Annotated in this window: 19 protein-coding genes and 2 pseudogenes; 15 read left to right on the top strand and 6 right to left on the bottom strand. The window is 71.2% G+C overall.

All coding sequences use genetic code 11. From position 1 onward, the window contains the following. Positions 1-89 precede the first annotated feature (89 nt). Positions 90-1,175, top strand: coding sequence for an S-(hydroxymethyl)mycothiol dehydrogenase (locus tag FHU34_RS19245; protein WP_145782589.1), 1,086 nt, complete (start codon positions 90-92; stop codon positions 1,173-1,175). Next, positions 1,175-1,804, top strand: coding sequence for an MBL fold metallo-hydrolase (locus tag FHU34_RS19240; protein WP_145782587.1), 630 nt, complete (start codon positions 1,175-1,177; stop codon positions 1,802-1,804). Before FHU34_RS19245 ends, FHU34_RS19240 begins: the two co-directional genes overlap by 1 nt. A 21-nt stretch (positions 1,805-1,825) precedes the next feature. Here FHU34_RS19240 and tsaA read toward each other — a convergent pair whose 3' ends face one another. Next, entirely contained in the window at positions 1,826-2,254 is a 429-nt protein-coding gene (gene tsaA, locus FHU34_RS19235; protein ID WP_145782585.1) for a tRNA (N6-threonylcarbamoyladenosine(37)-N6)-methyltransferase TrmO, read from the bottom strand. 48 nt (positions 2,255-2,302) lie between these two features. Between tsaA and FHU34_RS19230 the strand changes: the two genes are divergently transcribed. The 3 genes and pseudogenes from FHU34_RS19230 to FHU34_RS34265 form a co-directional block, all read left to right on the top strand. After that, on the top strand, positions 2,303-2,767 hold the full coding sequence (locus tag FHU34_RS19230; protein WP_145782583.1) for a VOC family protein: 465 nt from the start codon (positions 2,303-2,305) through the stop codon (positions 2,765-2,767). A gap of 526 nt (positions 2,768-3,293) precedes the next feature. Continuing rightward, positions 3,294-3,486: pseudogene (locus FHU34_RS34270) on the top strand (hypothetical protein); the annotation flags it as partial. Positions 3,487-3,566: 80 nt separating this feature from the next. After that, a pseudogene (locus FHU34_RS34265) lies at positions 3,567-4,007 on the top strand (hypothetical protein); the annotation flags it as partial. 60 nt (positions 4,008-4,067) lie between these two features. On the opposite strand, the gene FHU34_RS19220 reads toward FHU34_RS34265, so the two are convergent. Then, positions 4,068-5,438: an alpha/beta hydrolase family protein gene (locus tag FHU34_RS19220; protein ID WP_145782579.1), complete on the bottom strand. Its 1,371-nt coding sequence runs from the start codon at positions 5,436-5,438 to the stop codon at positions 4,068-4,070. 339 nt (positions 5,439-5,777) lie between these two features. On the opposite strand from FHU34_RS19220, the gene FHU34_RS19215 reads away from it, so the two are divergent. The 5 genes from FHU34_RS19215 (at position 5,778) to FHU34_RS19195 (ending at position 10,670) form a co-directional block, all read left to right on the top strand. Beyond that, on the top strand, positions 5,778-6,089 hold the full coding sequence (locus FHU34_RS19215; RefSeq protein ID WP_145782577.1) for a MazG-like family protein: 312 nt from the start codon (positions 5,778-5,780) through the stop codon (positions 6,087-6,089). Positions 6,090-7,048: 959 nt separating this feature from the next. After that, on the top strand, positions 7,049-7,615 hold the full coding sequence (locus FHU34_RS19210; protein WP_145781693.1) for a hypothetical protein: 567 nt from the start codon (positions 7,049-7,051) through the stop codon (positions 7,613-7,615). Between the two features lie 263 nt (positions 7,616-7,878). Then, positions 7,879-8,847, top strand: a complete 969-nt coding sequence (locus FHU34_RS19205) for a hypothetical protein (RefSeq protein ID WP_244311734.1) — start codon at positions 7,879-7,881, stop codon at positions 8,845-8,847. Between the two features lie 97 nt (positions 8,848-8,944). Then, complete coding sequence (locus FHU34_RS19200; protein WP_145782575.1) at positions 8,945-9,919, top strand: pirin family protein; 975 nt, start codon at positions 8,945-8,947, stop codon at positions 9,917-9,919. A gap of 82 nt (positions 9,920-10,001) precedes the next feature. Then, positions 10,002-10,670 carry a hypothetical protein gene (locus FHU34_RS19195; protein ID WP_145782572.1) on the top strand — a complete coding sequence of 223 codons (669 nt, stop codon included), beginning with the start codon at positions 10,002-10,004 and terminating at the stop codon, positions 10,668-10,670. 284 nt (positions 10,671-10,954) lie between these two features. On the opposite strand, the gene FHU34_RS19190 is transcribed toward FHU34_RS19195, so the two are convergent. Next, positions 10,955-11,620 carry a DUF1345 domain-containing protein gene (locus tag FHU34_RS19190; protein ID WP_145782570.1) on the bottom strand — a complete coding sequence of 222 codons (666 nt, stop codon included), beginning with the start codon at positions 11,618-11,620 and terminating at the stop codon, positions 10,955-10,957. A 42-nt stretch (positions 11,621-11,662) separates the two neighbouring features. Further along, positions 11,663-11,935, bottom strand: coding sequence for a DUF2795 domain-containing protein (locus FHU34_RS19185; protein WP_088989827.1), 273 nt, complete (start codon positions 11,933-11,935; stop codon positions 11,663-11,665). 155 nt (positions 11,936-12,090) lie between these two features. Here FHU34_RS19185 and FHU34_RS19180 point away from each other — a divergent pair, with 155 nt between their 5' ends. From FHU34_RS19180 to FHU34_RS19160, 5 genes are all read left to right on the top strand, one after another. Continuing rightward, the gene (locus tag FHU34_RS19180; protein WP_145782568.1) at positions 12,091-12,501 is read left to right on the top strand and encodes a DUF2267 domain-containing protein; all 411 of its coding nucleotides are present in this window, start codon (positions 12,091-12,093) and stop codon (positions 12,499-12,501) included. Positions 12,502-12,718: 217 nt separating this feature from the next. Beyond that, the gene (locus tag FHU34_RS19175) at positions 12,719-13,744 is read left to right on the top strand and encodes a TerC/Alx family metal homeostasis membrane protein (protein ID WP_145785680.1); all 1,026 of its coding nucleotides are present in this window, start codon (positions 12,719-12,721) and stop codon (positions 13,742-13,744) included. A gap of 75 nt (positions 13,745-13,819) precedes the next feature. Next, a complete protein-coding gene (locus FHU34_RS19170) occupies positions 13,820-14,419 on the top strand; it encodes a sulfite oxidase-like oxidoreductase (RefSeq protein ID WP_145782566.1) in 600 nt (199 codons plus the stop codon). Positions 14,420-14,426: 7 nt separating this feature from the next. Next, positions 14,427-15,191, top strand: coding sequence for a ferredoxin reductase (locus tag FHU34_RS19165; protein ID WP_145785679.1), 765 nt, complete (start codon positions 14,427-14,429; stop codon positions 15,189-15,191). A 24-nt stretch (positions 15,192-15,215) separates the two neighbouring features. Then, positions 15,216-15,509, top strand: a complete 294-nt coding sequence (locus FHU34_RS19160; protein ID WP_145782564.1) for a DUF6510 family protein — start codon at positions 15,216-15,218, stop codon at positions 15,507-15,509. Positions 15,510-15,525: 16 nt separating this feature from the next. On the opposite strand, the gene FHU34_RS19155 is transcribed toward FHU34_RS19160, so the two are convergent. After that, the gene (locus FHU34_RS19155; RefSeq protein ID WP_145782562.1) at positions 15,526-16,170 is read right to left on the bottom strand and encodes a hypothetical protein; all 645 of its coding nucleotides are present in this window, start codon (positions 16,168-16,170) and stop codon (positions 15,526-15,528) included. Between the two features lie 83 nt (positions 16,171-16,253). Next, positions 16,254-16,841: a CGNR zinc finger domain-containing protein gene (locus tag FHU34_RS19150; RefSeq protein WP_145782560.1), complete on the bottom strand. Its 588-nt coding sequence runs from the start codon at positions 16,839-16,841 to the stop codon at positions 16,254-16,256. Between the last annotated feature and the right edge of the window lie 99 nt (positions 16,842-16,940).

Below are 16,940 nucleotides of genomic sequence, written 5' to 3'. Positions count from 1 at the left end.
TAGGTTCGCCGAGGGCCCACCGCCGAGCCCGTGGCACCCCGCCCCCGCTCGGCGTCCGGCCCTGCCGCAGACCACCAGCAGGAGGCGAAGTGAGCCAGGAAGTCCGGGGAGTCATCTCCCGCAGCAAGGGCGCGCCGGTCGAGGTCACCACCATCGTGGTGCCCGATCCCGGCCCAGGTGAGGCCGTCGTCCGGATCCAGTCCTGCGGTGTCTGCCACACCGACCTGCACTACCGCGAGGGTGGCATCAACGACGACTACCCGTTCCTGCTGGGCCACGAGGCGGCGGGCATCGTGGAGCAGGTCGGCGAGGGCGTCACCGACGTGGCCCCGGGCGACTTCGTGGTCCTCAACTGGCGTGCGGTCTGCGGCGACTGCCGCGCCTGCCGCCGAGGCCGCCCCTGGTACTGCTTCAACACCCACAACGCGAAGCAGCGGATGACGCTCACCGACGGCACCGAACTCGCCCCGGCGCTGGGCATCGGCGCGTTCGCCGAGAAGACCCTGGTGCACGCCGGGCAGTGCACCAAAGTGGACCCGGCCGCCCGACCGGCCGCCGTGGGGCTGCTCGGCTGCGGGGTGATGGCCGGGCTGGGCGCGGCGATGAACACCGGCAACGTCACCCGGGGCGACTCGGTCGCGGTGATCGGCTGCGGAGGTGTCGGAGACGCCGCCGTCGCCGGTGCCGTCCTCGCGGGCGCGACCACGATCGTCGCGGTGGACACCGACAGCCGTAAGCTCGACTGGGCCCGCCAGTTCGGCGCCACCCACACCGTGAACGCCTCGGAGACCGACCCCGTCGAGGCGATCCGTGCCGCCACCGGCGGCTTCGGCGCCGACGTGGTGATCGACGCGGTGGGTCGACCGGAGACCTGGAAGCAGGCGTTCTACGCCCGCGACCTGGCCGGCACTGTGGTGCTGGTCGGCGTACCGACCCCGCAGATGCAGATCGAGCTGCCCCTGCTGGACGTCTTCGGACGCGGCGGCGCCCTCAAGTCGAGCTGGTACGGCGACTGTCTGCCCAGCCGGGACTTCCCGATGCTCACCGAGCTGTACCTGCAGGGCCGGCTCGACCTCGACGCGTTCGTCACCGAGGAAATCGCACTCGATCAGGTCGAGAACGCGTTCGAGCGGATGCACCACGGCGACGTGCTGCGCTCGGTGGTGGTGTTCTGATGACCGCCCGCATCGATCGCGCGGTCACCGCCGGCACGTTCTCGCTGGACGGCCAGACGTTCGACGTGGACAACAACGTCTGGGTGATCGGTGACGACAGCGAGTGCGTCGTCCTGGACGCCCCGCACGACGTGGCCGCGATCCTCGCCCTGGTGGGTGACCGGCAGGTCCGCGCGATCCTGGCCACCCACGCCCACGACGACCACGTCCGGGTGGCGCCCGAACTGGCCGAGGCCACCGGCGCGCCGGTGTTGCTGCACGCCGCCGACCGGGTGCTGTGGGACATGGCCCACCCGCACCTGCCGCCGCACGGCGAACTGCACGACGGGCAGAGCATCGAGGTGGCCGGCACGACGCTGCGGGTGCTGCACACCCCGGGGCACAGCCCCGGGGCGTGCAGCTTCCACGCCCCGGACCTGGGCGTGGTCTTCACGGGGGACACGCTCTTCGCCGGCGGTCCGGGCGCGACCGGCCGCTCGTACAGCGACTTCGACACCATCGTCAGGTCGATCCGTACCCGCCTGCTCACCCTGCCGCCGGAGACGGTCGTGCACACCGGCCACGGTGACGACACCACCATCGGCGCGGAGGCCCCGCACCTTGAGGAGTGGTTGGCGCGCGGCCACTGAGCCCGCGTGCGGGTGCGCGGCTCAGCGCTCGTCGGCCGCGCCCAGCACCGGCTTGACGTCCAGGATCGGGGTGCCGTCGAGGGCCTCCAGGTCGGCCACCTCGATGCGCAGCCCGTCCACGCCCAGGACCCGCACCCGGTGCAGGCCGATCGGATTGGGCCGGTGCGGGGACCGGGTGCTGAACACCCCGGTCTCCGGCCGGCTCTGGTCGCCGCGCGGGTGTACGACCAGCACGTCGCGCCGGGCGCGGTCCAACCAGGTCAGCACCAGCAGATCCGCACCTCTCCGCAGGTCGCGCAGAGCCGGGCCGACCTGCGGGTCGAAGACCAACCAGGCGGTCGGGGCGCCCTCGTCACCCTGGCGCGGGGCGTCCGCCGCGTCCGTCAGCGGTGAGGCGACCCGGCCGACCGGGCGCACGGGGTACGTCTCGTCGTGCGTTGTCCCAGCCATGACGCTCCCTTCCCGGCGGTGCGAGCCTACGGCGTTAGGATCGCGCGCATGGCCGCCGAGCACCCCGCACCTGTCGTCCGTCAGCTGCGCCTCGTGGTGGAGGCCGAAGACTACGAGGCCGCCGTCGCGTTCTTCCGGGACGCGCTCGGCCTGCCCGAGGAGGCGGAGTTCGTCAGCGACGGCGACGCCCGGGTGATGATTCTGGACGCCGGCCGCGCCACCCTCGAACTCGCGAACCCGGCCCAGAAACGCATGATCGACGACGTCGAGGTGGGACGGCAGGTTGCCCCCCGGATGCGTGTGGCCTTCGAGGTGGACGACACCGAGGCGACTACCTCCCGGCTGGTCGCCGCCGGGGCGAGCGAGGTCGCACCGCCGACGCGTACACCGTGGGATTCTCTCAACTCCCGCCTCGACGCCCCCGCCGGCCTGCACATCACCGTCTTCCAGGAGCTGCTCACCCTCGACGAGGGTGCCGGGACGCGGGGCGCGGAGTCCGGACGCGACGGCTGACCGGAGGCTCTTCCGCGCCAACGCCCTCACCCGGGCGGTCACCGAGCCGCACGGCGACCTCACCCACCGTGCTGGCCCGGGACGCCCACGCACGGTAGCGACAAACCGCCCACCGCCCGCCTCCCCAAGACGGTGCAGGCCCCCTTTGCTCTGCATCCATATACGCACCATGTGCCGCGAGCTGCGGATGGGCCTTTTCCGTCAAGCCCGGGCGCTTCTCACCGCCGTCACCGAACGTGTCCGGCGCGTATGTGGGTGCAGAGCAAAGGCTGCCGGGCGGATCCATCCTCCGCCTGCCGAAATCACCCTGCGTCACCATCGTCGGACCTGGCGTGCGCTGAGCCGCCACGTCCGGTTCCGCGCCGTGACCGGGACCGCACCGGGCCGACGCGAGGGCATTTCCGGAATGACCGACACGTCAGCCTGGTTGTGTCCCCCGTACCGCCGAAGCCCAAACCCTTTCCGCGGTCATCTCCCGAGGAGTGTTCACCCCGGAGCGCTCCGCACGATCGAGAGGGCAACCATCGTGAAGGTCGACTTCACTCGATGGCTCCCCGCCATCGCTAAGGACTCGTACCGCAAGACCGCGCTGAGCGTCGCGGGTGTGGCCGCCCTCGGCGGCCTGGCCCTCGCTCCGACCGCAGTCGCCGCTCCGGTCACCACCGGACCTCACCAGGGCGCCGTCGCCGCCATCGACCTCGCCACCGGCAAGGCCGCCACGTCGGCTCAGCAGGACGACCAGCCCGTCGAGTCGGGCCTGACCACCGGCTCCGCCACCGGCAAGCCGCCGGCCGGCAAGCCCAGCCGAGCGCAGCTGATCCCGCACGGCATCGAGGGCGCCCAGTCGCGCATCCCGCTCGACGACGCGCAGCTCGCCAACGCCCGGAAGATCGTCGACGCCGCCAAGAAGACCGGCGTCGGTGACCGGGGCGCAGTGATCGGCGTGGCCACCTCGCTGCAGGAGTCGAAGCTCTACAACCTCGGCCACCTGGGCGCGTACAACGACCACGACTCGCAGGGCCTGTTCCAGCAGCGCCCGTCGTCCGGTTGGGGCACGCCTGACCAGATCACCGACCCGGAGTACTCCGCCACCGCGTTCTTCAGCGCACTCAAGAACGTGGGCGGCTGGCAGGACCTGCCGCTGACCACCGCCGCGCAGACCGTCCAGGTCTCCGCGTTCCCGTACGCGTACGCGCAGTGGGAGGAGCAGGCGGCGGACATCGTCCAGCAGCTCTGGTGACACCCGCACACACACGCGCCGGCCGGCCCCCACGCGGGGGCCGGCCGGCGTCGTCGTGTCTCAGCAGGCCGGGTAGAGGCGGCGGGTGCCGACCCCAGCGGCGTACGCCTCCCGGTCGCTGAACCGGCAGCCGTAGTCGGGCCGCGCCACCACCGCCGGGTCGGTCACGGTGTCGCCGGCCGGGCGCTTGCCGGTGCGTACCCAGGACATCAGGTCGTCCCAGGCGGCGCCGGCCTCCGCCGGGGTGAACTCGCAGTGCTGCGTGGCCCGGATGGCCCGTTGGACCACCAGCTTGCTACGACCGTGCCGTGCCACGTCCGTGGCATACGCCTGCTCCATGCTGAAGGGCACGAACAGGTCACCGAGGCCGTGCAGGCTGAGCACCGGCGCGGTGGGCCGACCGGCGATCCGTGGCACCTCGGTCAGCGTCGGCAGGAGCCGCTGCACCGGGTTCTCCGGCGCGACCCGCCGCACCGTGGCGTTGACGTCGACCGGGCTGTTCGGGGCGTACCGGGTGAGCAGGTTGGTGGAGAGCTGACCGGGCCGCTGGGCGGGGGAGTTGCCACTCCCGGTGGGCACGCTGATCGAGAAGAGGAAGTCCTTCCAGACCGCGAACGCCGCGTCCGCGCCCGGACGCGGCCCGCCCGAACGGTTCACGGTGATGGCCCGCAACTGCTTACCCCGGTCCGTGGTGGTGTCCGGCCCGGTGGGGGTCAACCCGGCCAGACCGAGCACCACCTGGATCCGGGGTACGGCGTTCGTCAGGTAGTCGGCCGGCGTCGGGTACGCCGGCACCCCGGCGAGGGTCTGCGCAACCAGGTTGTAGTCCAGGTAGAAGTCGAGCAACGTCTGGTCGCCGAGCACCCCGCACATCGGCAGCGCCCCGTCGTAGAAGCCGGGGTACTGCTCCAGCGAACGACCGATGACGTACCCGCCCATCGACACCCCGGCGACGTACGTGTGCTGCGGCCGGCGGACCGTCCGTCCGAAGTGGTCGGCGAGATCCTTGGTGCCCAGCACCCCCGAACGGATGTCGAAGCCGTTCCTGTCGTACGAGGACGACGCCCAGGCGTACCCCTGCTCGAGCAGACGCTGGCGCAGCCCGAAGGCCGGCGGCTCCGGCGAGAGCACAGTGCCCTGGCCGCGGTAGCCGTGCGCCCACATCACCAGGTCGCCGTTCCACCGGGCGGGGACCTCGATGATGTACCCGGCGTGGCGGTGCACGCCCTGGCGTACCGTCGTCGGCTTGCCGCCCACGACCAGCGGCGTCAACGGCGGATTCTCGATGGTGTACCCGGGTAGCGGCTCCCCGACCCTCGGGTCGCGACCGGTGGCGCTCGCCGGCGTGGCACCGGCCAGCCCGACCGCGAGAGTCAGCGTCGCGGTGGCGGCGAGCAGCCGGCGGAGGGTACGAACGGGTGCGGACAGCATCGATGCTCCCCATCGGACGGACGTCGCCCCGGGGGCGACCAGGCGGGACGGTTGCCTACCGGCCGGTAGCGCCCTGAACCTAGGACCGCCGTCGACCAGTGTCAATGGCTGCGCTGATCGGCCGGTCAAGCCCGACTGTCCGGCTGATCAGGCCCGCCCGTGCGCCTTGTTCGGTCAGCCTGTGCGGGCGGTCAGCTCATGCGTGCGTTGACCCGCCGCTCGTGCGCGCGGGATGCAGACCGCCGTCGGCCCCGGGCCAGCCGGCATGCTGGTCGGTGAGGGTCCGTCCCCGGTACCCGGCTGCGTGGGCAGGCAGACCTGTCGGGTTGACTTGTCGCCGTGGACGAGTCGATCTGGGAGGCGGCCCGCGCGTCGCGGAGCTGGTTGGACAACGCGAACGGCACCGGGCAGACCGAACTGACCTGCCGCATCCTGAAGCTGACCGAGGAGGCGGGGGAGGCGTCCGCCGCCTGGATCGGGCTGCTCGGGCAGAATCCGCGCAAGGGCGTCACCCACACCCGCGAGGACGTCGCCGCCGAGCTGGCCGACGTCGCCTTCACCGCGTTGGTGGCCATCGAGAGCCTGGGGCTGGACGCGCAGACGGTCCTGGGTGCCTGCGCCGCAAAAGTCCGCTCCCGCCTCGCCAGCTGAACGAGCCCGCCACCCGGTCGTCCCCGTCCCGGCTCGGCTCGCTTGGCTCGCTCGGCTCGCTCGGCTCGTTTGGCCGGTTTGTTCGCCTGGCCCGCTGGCCCGCTGGCCGCCTGGCCGCCTGGCCGCCTGGCCGCCTGGCCGCCTGGCCCGTTGGCCGGTTGGCCGCGGCTTGCCTCGCTCGCTTCGGCCACGTTTCCTGTGGCTCTGTTCTTACGCGCCCGCTCGGCGCGGCTCTGATTCGTGATCGACTCGGTTTCCGTGAAGTCGGGGTGTCAGACCGTCTCGGATGCCACGGTTTTCACGAAGTCGAGTGGATCACGCGCGGTTGTGAGGTCCGCTGCCCTACGTGGTGCCCTGTCCTGACGGTGCCTGGCCTGCATCCAGTCGTTACGCGAGTCCGGATTGTCGGCATTGGCTCACCCGCGCGCCTTGATCGACTCCGTTTCGGCGAAGTCGCGGTATCAACCCCTCTCGGATACCCCCACATCAGCGAAGTCGTGTGGATCATGCGTGAGCTGGGTGCGTTCCGCCCGCCGCCCTGGGTGCTTTGGGGTCTGAGGTGGGGTTGGCTGGTGCGGTTTGTTCCGTTTGGGTGGTATCGGCGTGTGGTCGGGGCCACTTCGCGGCCGGAATCGTGGCCGGGTCGGGGTCGTTACACACCCTGACGATCGCAGGACCACGGCCTGTCGGCGCGATGGTCCACCCCCGGGAATGACCCCCGACCCCGGGTCGTTACACCTGGACCCCGCCCCGACCGGCACCCCGCTCCATCGGGTGCCAGCGGATGGGCCGCCCCAGGAATGACCTCGGCCCCCGGGTCGTTACAGATGGACCCGGCGCCGCGAGCCCCCGTTCGCAGGCCGCCGATGAACCCCTAAGACTTTTGTTGCAGCGCCGGACGAGGTGCTCACACCCGTGGCACGTGTGCGGGTGTCCTTACCCCCGAAGGAGCTTCCCCCATGAACACGATCATGCGTAAGAGTGTGCTGTCTGTTGCTGGTCTGGCGTTTGCCGGTGGTGTGTTCGCCGGTCCGATCGCCGCCCACGCCGCCACTCCGGCTGTGGACGCGAAGCCTGTTGCTGTTGCGGTGCAGTCGGCGGCGCCGAAGCCGCAGGGCGAGCAGTCGCACATCACGGTGAACGGCGAGCAGACGGCGAACGTGAAGGCGATCATCGCCGCGACGAAGAAGGCCGGTCTCCCGGAGCGGGCTGCGGTGATCTCGATCGCGACGAGCCTGCAGGAGTCGAAGCTGGAGAACCTCGGCCACCTCGGCGACGCCAACGACCACGACTCGCTGGGTCTGTTCCAGCAGCGCCCGTCCTCGGGTTGGGGTACGCCGGAGCAGATCACCGACCCGGCCTACTCGACGACGGCCTTCCTGAAGGGCCTGCGTCAGGTTGACGGGTGGCAGGACATGCCGCTGACCGACGCCGCGCAGACCGTCCAGGTTTCCGCTTACCCGGACGCGTACGCGCAGTGGGAGCAGCAGGCCACCGACCTGGTCGGCCAGTACTGGAACAGCTGACCCCACCGAAACTCTCCGACCGCTGGCCGGCACCCCACAACGGGGTGCCGGCCATCGGCATATCCACCGCCACGCGAAGGCGGCGGCGGGCCATCCACTCCGAGATCTTGGACAGTTTCCGTTACGCGAGAACGGAAACTGTCCAAGATCTCGTGATGCGGCGACCGTTCGGCGACGTAGTGGAGTGGCGCTGGCGGCGCGGAGTGATCCGATCGGCCGGCGGGTACGTACCTCCCGTCGGGGACCGGCGGAGGGACAGAGGTATGACCGCGGTGGGGTACGGCACGAATCGTGAACCGGAGGCGCCGCCGGAACCCGCCGGTGACGACGTACCGCTGCGGTGGTCCACGGGCTCCCGCCTGCTGGTGGCTGCTGCGGCTGTCGTGCTGCTGCTGGGTGCGGCTGCGGTGGCCGTGATTATCGCGGACCCCGGGCGACTCGGCACGACCCACGCCGGTGGACGCGACGGCATCCGCCCCGACGGCACCCGGCCCGACGGCGTTGGGCGCGCGGGAGGCGTCGCCGACCCGGACGCGGCTGATGGTCGACCCGGTGGGACGGCTACCGACGATCGGCTGCTCACGGCGCCACTGGCGGGTCGGCAGAAAGGCACCTTCGTGCTCGCGGACGGGGTGTCCTCGTTCGACCTGCGGATGGCCGAGCTGGGGAACGACCTGTACCGGATCAGCAGCCCGGCCGACTCGTCGGTGGTGGGTCGACCGACAGTCACCGGGGAGACCGTCCGACTCGACCTCGCGGAGTCCGGGGAGCGTGGCACACGGGCCGTGCGGGTGCTGCTCAACGAGCGGGTCGCCTGGCGTCTGCACCTCGCCGGCGGGGTGAGCCGTCAGGTCCTGGACCTGGCCCGGGGCCGGTTGCTGGGCGTGGAACTCGTTGGCGGGTCGGCCCACACCGAGATCCTGCTGCCACCGGTCACCGCGGCCGGCACCGGCAGCGCGTCCGGTGCCGGCAGCCCGGAGGGCGCCAGCATCCTGACGGTACGACTCATCGGTGGAACTAGTCAGCTCGACATCCGGCTCGCCGGGGAGACGCCGGTGCGGGTTCGCGTGGGAGTGGGCGCCGGTTCGGTCGCGCTGGGCACCGACCGCTGGGATGGGGTGGGCGCGGGTGCGGTCCTCAGCACGCCGGGTTGGGATCGTGCGACCGAACGGCTCTACCTGGACCTGGTCGCGGGTGCGAACCGGGTGACGGTGTCCGCCGGCGGCCGGTGAGCCGAGTAGCCAAAGGCCAAGGCCAAGGCCGGTGAGCCAAGCAGTCGGCGAACCGAAGCGCTGCGGCCGTGGGTGGGCGTGAGCGTACAGTCGGGCGGTGGAGCGTACCGAGTCGATGCTGGCGCAGACCCGACCGCCTGGTGTGGCCGACGTTGATCCCGGCAGTGTGCTGTTGCCCGGCCACGACGTGCCGTTGGGGCGGTACACCACTGTGCGGCGACTGTTGCCACAGCGTCCCCGCCGCATGGTCGGCGCGTGGTGTTTCGTCGACCACTTCGGCCCGGACGATGTGGCGCAGCGGCCCGGCATGGAGGTGCCACCGCACCCGCACACCGGTCTGCAGACGGTGACCTGGCTGCTGGAAGGGGAGATCCTGCACCGGGACAGCCTCGGCAACGTGCAGCCGATCCGGCCCGGCCAGTTGAACGTGATGACCTCCGGGAACGGCATCGCCCACTCCGAGCGGTCGCCGGCCGACCATCCGCCGGTGATGCACGGCGTACAGCTCTGGGTGGCGTTGCCGGACCCGGCGCGAGCCGGTGCGGCGGACTTCGCGCACCACGCCGACCTGCCGCGCTGGCGCGACGGCGAGGTGGACGTCACCCTGCTGGTCGGTGAGTTCGGTGGGCAGCGGTCACCGGCGGTGGTGCACACCCCGTTGGTGGGGGTGCAACTGGAGCTGGGCGGTGAGGCGCCGACGACGTTGTCGTTGCGGCCCGATTTCGAGTACGCCGTGCTGGCGATGTCCGGCTCGGCGGAGGCCGCCGGGGTGGGGTTCGAGCCGGGGGCGTTGCTCTACCTGGGTACGGGTCGCCGCGAGCTGACCGTGCGGGGAGGGTCGGGGGCCCGGTTGCTGTTGCTGGGCGGTACGCCGTTCGAGGAGCCGCTGGTGATGTGGTGGAACTTCGTGGGCCGCTCGCACGAGGAGATCCTCGCCGCCCGGGAGGACTGGATGGCGGGGGACGCGCGCTTCGGCGTCGTCGCCGACGATGCGGCGCCGCCGCTGCCGGCACCCGCCCTGCCCACCACCCGCCTCAAGGCCCGCGACCGCACCGGCGGCCTGCACGGCTGACGGGCCGGCAGGGCTGACGGGCCCGTGACCGCACCGGCGTGCACCCCGCGTGTGACAGTCGGTCGCGCGGGTAGTCGCCGGCATGCCGACCACTCTGATCACCCCGATGGCGGACCGGAAGCGCCTGGCGCGCCGGCTTGCCGGCACCGGGCGGGGCTTCGCCGAGCAGTACGGCTTTCGGGTGACCAACAATCCGGCGAGCCTGTTCCAGGTGCTCTATCTGGCGGTGCTGCTGGCCCGTCGGGGTGACTTCCGCCGGGCGTTGGACGGTGCCCGGGCGTTGCGCGACGAGGGCTGGGACAGCGCGGCAGGGCTGGCCCGTTCGCTGCACGAGGACCGGGTGCGGGTGCTGCGTGCCAGCGGTCAGCGAGGCGACGTGGACGCCCTCGCCGCCGTGCTGGGCGACCTGGGTCGCACCGTTGTCGAGCGATACCGGGGTGATCTGCGGAGGTTGCGGGCGTTGGCGCACCACGATCCGGCTCGGGAGCGGGAGCTCCTCGCCGAGCTTCCCGGTGTCGACGGCCAGGTCGTCGACCTGTTCCTCCGCGAGGCGCAGGCGTTGTGGCGGGAGGTCGCCCCGGTGGCCGACCGGCGCGCGTTGGCGGCGGCTCGTCGGCTCGGGCTGGGCAGGTCGGCGGATGATCTGGCCGGCCTGGCCAGCGGGGAGTCGGAGCAGCTTGCCTGGCTGGTGGGGGCGCTGGCGCGGGTCGACCTTGAGCACCGGTACGCGGAGGTGACGGGCCGATCATGACGTGTGGTGGCCCACACTTCGCCAAATACTGACCGAATGGAGGATGTTCTGTCGTATGGTTGGACCCGGCAGTGCTGGCCGCTCGGTTCGAGCGGCCATCCACCGCCTGGTGACGGCACCCGGTTCGGGTGCGGTTCACCGCCTGGGCAGGTTTGCGTGGCGCCCCGGGTCGCGGTTCGTGACCAGGGGGCGCCCGCCTGTCCCGGCGATTCGTTCGACCCTCGCCCCCGTGTCGTCCCCGGGGCCGCCACGGTCGCTCCGTAGGCCGGACCGCGAGGAACGACTCAGCGCGCAAGACCCGCCAGCAGGTTCACTGTCACGGCGATGATGAACGCCCCGAACAGGTACGACACCATTGAGTGCCGCAGCACCGTACGACGCATCTCGTTGCTGGTCAGGTTGGTGTCGGACACCTGGAACGTGGTCCCGATAGTGAACGCGACGTACGCGAAGTCGGAGTAGCAGGGCGGCTCGGGCTGGTTGAAGTTCACCCCGCCGTCCGGGCCGGTGTAGTAGATCCGGGCGTACCGGGCGGCGAACACGGTGTGCACCACGAACCAGGAGAGCACCACGCTCAGCACGCCCAGCCCGCTGTGCAGCTCGCGGGTCACACCGGGAGGCGCGCTCTGGGCGCTGGCCACGACCAACCCCACGGCCAGCAGGCTGGCCAGGCAGGCGACGAGCAGGAGCGCGTCGCGGACCGCCCGGTTCGGGTCCTCGTGCACTGCCAACTGGGCGGTCCGCTCGGCGTCCATCGGCCAGATTTTGCGCCACACCAGCACGAGCCAGCTCAGGGCGCCCACGTCCCAGCCGGCCAGCGCGGCGAGGGGCACTGGCAGCAGCAGCGCGAAGAGGCCGCCGGCGACGACGCCGGCCACCGCCACCACGGCGAGTTGCCGCGCGGCGGGGAAACGCACCTCCACGGGCCGGGATGGGCTGGTGTGGGTCATCGGTGACGAGTCCGTGTCCGGGCGGTCGACGTCACCGCCGGGTCAGATGCCGCGCAGATGCTGCGAGACCCGGTTGTGCTTCTTGTCCCGGGCCTGCTCGGCCCGCTGGGCGGCGCCCACCTCGGGTGCCGCTTCGATGCCGGCCGACCGGGCGACCTCGGTGCCGTTGGCGTAGTCCACCGGCGGCAGCGCGCGCAGCGCCTTCAGCACGTCCGGCGGGGCGCCCTCCCGTTCGGCCTCACGGACCACGTCGGCCTTCTCGGCCGGGTAGTCCAGGCTCGACAGGTACTGCAGGACCTCGGCGTAACTCGCCATGGCAGGGGCTCCCTCGGGCATCGATGTGGTGACGACCGGCGGCGGTTACCCGCCCGCCGGCCGGTCACGCCCGCCGGGCGCAGGAAACCCCGCCGTTTCCGCTGGGTCGCCGCGGGTAGTCGCAGACGCCGACGCGAGCCCAGAGGGAGTACGCGATGAACTACGACACCTTCATCGACCAGGTTTCCCAGCGCACCGCGACGTCGTCCGAGCGGGCGGTGGAGTTGACCCGGGCGGTGTTGGAGACGCTCGCCGAGCGGTTGACCGGCGGTGAGGTCCTGGACCTGGCCGTTCAACTGCCGCAGCCGTTGCAGTTGGTGCTTAAGCCGAGCCCGAGCACCGAGCAGGCCGACCGGTTCGGTGCGGCCGAGTTCGTCGCGCGGGTCGCGTTACGTGCCGGTGTGGAGGAGCCTGCCGCCGACGACGCCGTCCGGGCGGTCTTCACCACTCTGCGCGAGGCGATCACCGGTGGTGAGTTCGACGACGTGGTGACCCAGTTGCCGCGTGACTACCGGGGTCTGGTCGAGCAGGCGATGGCGCCGGGCGTGACGCTTCGTCGCGCCTGACAGCGGCCTTCCCGGTCACACACAGCTGTTTACCAGGGCAACCATCAATGTCCCGCTTGGCATGGCGATTCGGCCTGGCCTAACCTTGTCGTGCGAGGGGAGTACTTCCCACGAACCATTCCGGTCAGTACGGCGCGCCCGGCGCGCCTCGGGTGGTTGCCCATCACGGTGATGGGTGAAGGAGACCTCGAACATGACGGTGTTCGAGGAGACCCCAATGCGCGAAGTGTCGTATCTGTCCGCCGCCAGTGACCTGTCGTCGGTCGGCACGCCCACGCTGTGGGCGGTCACGATCATCGGCGTGGTCCTGCTGCTGGTGCTGGACTTCCTGGTCACCCGTCGCCCGCACGAGGTGTCCATGCGGGAGGCCATCGGCTGGTCGGCGTTCTACATCGCCCTGCCGTTGGCGTTCGGCGCCTGGATCTGGTCCCGCTACGGCTCCCAGCAGGGCGTGGAGTACCTCACCGGTTATCTGGTGGAGAAGTCGCTCTCGGTCGACAACCTCTTCGTCTTCATGCTGCTGCTGGCCGCGTTCGCGGTTCCGGCGGTGCTGGCCCAGCGGGTGCTGCTCTACGGCATCGCCGGCGCGTTGGTGCTGCGGGCCGTGTTCATCGCCCTCGGCGCGGCCGCCCTGCAGACCCTCGACTTCGCCTTCCTGCTCTTCGCGATCATCCTCATCGCCACGGCGGTGAAGCTGCTGCGTGACGCCCTGTCCGGGCACCAGCAGGAAGTCGACATCAACAAGATGCGCTCGGTGAAGCTGCTGCGCAAGGTCATGCCCGTGGTCGACGACTACCACGGCACCAAGATGACCGTCCGCCAGGGCGCGAAGCGGGCACTCACCCCGTTCGCCCTGGTGGTGGTCGCGGTGCTGGCCACCGATGTCGTCTTCGCTGTCGACTCGGTGCCGGCGGTCTACGGCATCACCGAGGACCCGTACCTGGTCTTCGCCACCAACGCGTTCGCCCTGCTCGGCCTGCGGGCGCTCTACTTCGTCCTGCACGCGGCGCTGAGCCGGCTGGTGCACCTCAGCTACGGCCTGGCCATCATCCTCGCGTTCATCGGCCTCAAGCTGGGCCTGCACTGGGCGCACGGCATCTGGGACAGCGTGCCGCAGATCCCCACCCTGGCCTCGCTCGGCGTGATCATCGGTGTGCTGGTGGTGGTCACCGTGACCAGCCTGCGCGCCACCCGGGGCGGCGACCTGCCCGAGGACCGCAAGGTCGTCGCCGAGCGGCACTGACCGCGCCGCGCCGGGCGACGAGGGGGTACGCGGGAAACCTCCCGCCCCCACCGGTGCGGGTGGTACGACTGTGCAATGGGAATCGTGTCACCGGGTTTTCAGGGTCGGCCCCGAACGCAGGAGCCGGCCCTGCCGCCTGGTCAGTACCTGACCGAGGACTTTCCGGTGCTTTCGGCCGGCCCGACGCCCCGGGTCTCCCTGGACACCTGGGAGTTCGTCATCTCCGCCGAGAACGGCAGCGAACACCGCTGGTCGTGGCAGGAGCTGATGGCTCTGCCGCAGGAGACGCCGCACGTGGACATCCACTGCGTCACCCGCTGGTCGAAGCTCGGCACCACCTGGCAGGGCGTCTCACTGGACACCCTGCTCGCCGACGTCGACACGGGGGCGCACTTCGCGCTCGCGCACTCCTACGGCGGCTACAGCACCAACCTGCCGCTGGACGACCTGCGCGGCGGCCGGGCCTGGGTGGCGCACACCTTCGAGGGTGCCCCGCTCGCCGCCGAGCACGGCGGCCCGGCGCGGCTGCTCGTGCCGCACCTCTACTTCTGGAAGTCCGCCAAGTGGGTTCGCGGCATCCGGCTCAAGACGATGGACGAGCCGGGGTTCTGGGAGACCGCCGGCTACCACGACTACGGGGACCCGTGGCGCGAACAGCGGTACCAGGGTGACTGAGCGCGCCGTGGCGACGAGCAGCCCGCCCCGGACGGCCAACCGCTGGCAGGTCGGTCGGCTGGTGGAGCGCCGGGTGGAGACACCTACCGCGCAGACCCTGGTGCTGGAGGTGCCGGACTGGCCGGGTCACCTGCCCGGGCAGCACGTCGACCTGCGCCTGACCGCCCCGGACGGCTACCAGGCGGCCCGGTCGTACTCCATCGCCGGGCCGGTCGTGGACGGCCCGGGCGGCCCGCGCATCGAGGTGACCGTCCAGCGCGTGCACGACGGCGAAGTGTCCCCGTACCTCATCGATGTCTTCGGCGAGGGCGACCCGGTGGAGGTCCGCGGACCGCTCGGTGGGTGGTTCATCTGGCGGCCGGAGGAGACCGCGCCGGTGCAGCTCGTCGCCGGCGGCTCCGGGATCGTGCCGCTGATGGCGATGATCCGGGCCCGCCGCGCCGCCGGCAACAAGGCGGCGTTCCGGCTGATCTACTCGGTGCGCACGCCCGGTGACGTGATCTACGCCGACGAGCTTCGCCGCCGGGTCCGCGACGACTTCGGCCTGGACGTCGCGTACGTCTACACCCGCGAGGCGCCCGAGGGTTGGCGCGGCGACCCGCACCGCATCGGGCTCTCCGACGTCAACACGCACGGGTGGCCACCGGACCTGCAACCGCTCACCTACGTGTGCGGCCCGACCGCGTTCGTGGAGACCGTCGCCGACCTGATGGTGGGGCTCGGGCATCCGTCGCGGCGGGTCAAGACCGAACGCTTCGGCCCCACCGGCTGACGCACGCCCTGTCGAGGAGATCCGATGACCGAGATGTCGTACGTGGACGGCAACATGCTCGACGGCCCGATGCGCGAGCTGTTGACCGTGGACCTGAGCAGCGCGACGGGTCGCTGTGAGAACTGCGGGATGACCGGCTCGATGGCCAGCCTGCACGTCTACTCGCACGCCCCGGGTCTGGTAGCGCGCTGCCCGTCCTGCGAGGCGGTGATGATGCGACTGGTCCGTGGGCCGGACCGGGCCTGGCTGGACATGCGCGGCACGACCTTCCTCCAGGTCCCCATGCCGATGCAGCAGCCGTTCTCCGGCCCGCTCTGACGAGCAGGCGCCCCGGTCAGCGGCGGAGGAGGTCGTAGGCCCGGGCGAGGTCGTCGGCCCAGGCCGAGTCGTGGTCCCGTTCGAACGCGCGGTGCAGGCGGTCGCGTACCGCCTCTCGGCGTAACCAGTCTCCCAGGAGGCTCGGCTTCCTCTTCAGGAAGTCGACTCTGCTGACCATCTCGGCCAGGTGACGGTCTGCCGACGAGGTGGGCGTGGCGTCCCAGACGTCGAGGAATCGTTCGACGCGCTCGCCGGCCGCGCGGGCCGCGTCGAGGAACGTCGCTGCGTCCTCGAAGGCCCCCAGTCGCGGCGGGTGGTGGGCGAGTAGCGACCGCCACACCGCGTCGAGGTACGCGTCGATGGCCTCCTGCTCGTCCTGGGGCCAGGTGCGCCACTCCTCGCGGGGGAGCTTGCCCAGGATGATGCCGGGGTACAGGTCCTCGGACACCACCAGCGACTCGAGGAACACCGGGAGCAGGCTCTTCACGTCGTCGCGGCTGCCGACAGTGTTGCCGAGGCTGATGGTCAGTGAGAACAGGTCGTGCTCGTCGACCAGCACGTCGCCCTTGCAGTGCGGGCAGCCGTCGAGCACCGCACGGCGCGGGTAGCGGGCGAACACGTCCCGAACGCGTGCCAGGGCAACCGCGAGATCGTCGTCCATCGGCTGATCCTCGCATCCACTGTCGACGACGGGCTCGCCGATTACTCGCGGGTGCGGGGTGACCTGACCTGTCTTCGGCCTCCTCAGGGGGCATCAGGGCGTCGGGGTTGGGCCGACGGCCGACGGCCGGTGCGGACGGCGTACGCCCGTTTCATCTTGACGTAGTTGCCGCACCCGGCCATGGAGCACCAGCGGCGGGTCTGGTTGCGGGAGGAGTCGTAGTAGGCCCAGCGGCAGGTGTCGCGGGCGCAGACCTTGAGCCGTTGCCACGTGCCGTCCTCGGCGGACTGCCGGATGGCGTCGACCAGACCGGCGACGGCCTGGCCCAGGGGGGTGCTGGCGGCGTCGACCAGGCGATGACCGTCGTCCGCGAAGCGCAGCGCGATGGGCATCCCCGCCAACGCCTGGTTGAGCCGATCGAGCGCGCCGGGGTCGGATTCGTGGCCGGCGTGGCCGAGCAGCACCGCGCGCAGGCCCTCGCGGATCGTCGTGGCCAGGTCGAGGTCCGTCGGCCCGAGGTGTGCGTCGGCCGGCATCAGGTGCCGTTCGGCGAACCAGTCGCGGAGGAGGCCGGGGCTGGTCAACGTCTCGTGGTCGATCTGTGGCTCGACGGTGTTGACGAAGTCCCGGATCAGCCGGGCGGCGGCCGGCACGGCAGCGTCGTCGTCCACCGGTAACCCCCTGTCATTGACACCACCGTACCGCCTTGACAGGTGTGTCATCGCCTGCGAGGGTCGGAACTACACCAGTGAAACTGTTTTGCCGGTGTG

It is taken from the genome of Micromonospora taraxaci (assembly GCF_007830095.1).
Lineage (GTDB): Bacteria > Actinomycetota > Actinomycetes > Mycobacteriales > Micromonosporaceae > Micromonospora > Micromonospora taraxaci.
Note: the sequence above shows the minus strand (reverse complement) of the source record. Positions and strands in the feature narration are given on the sequence as shown.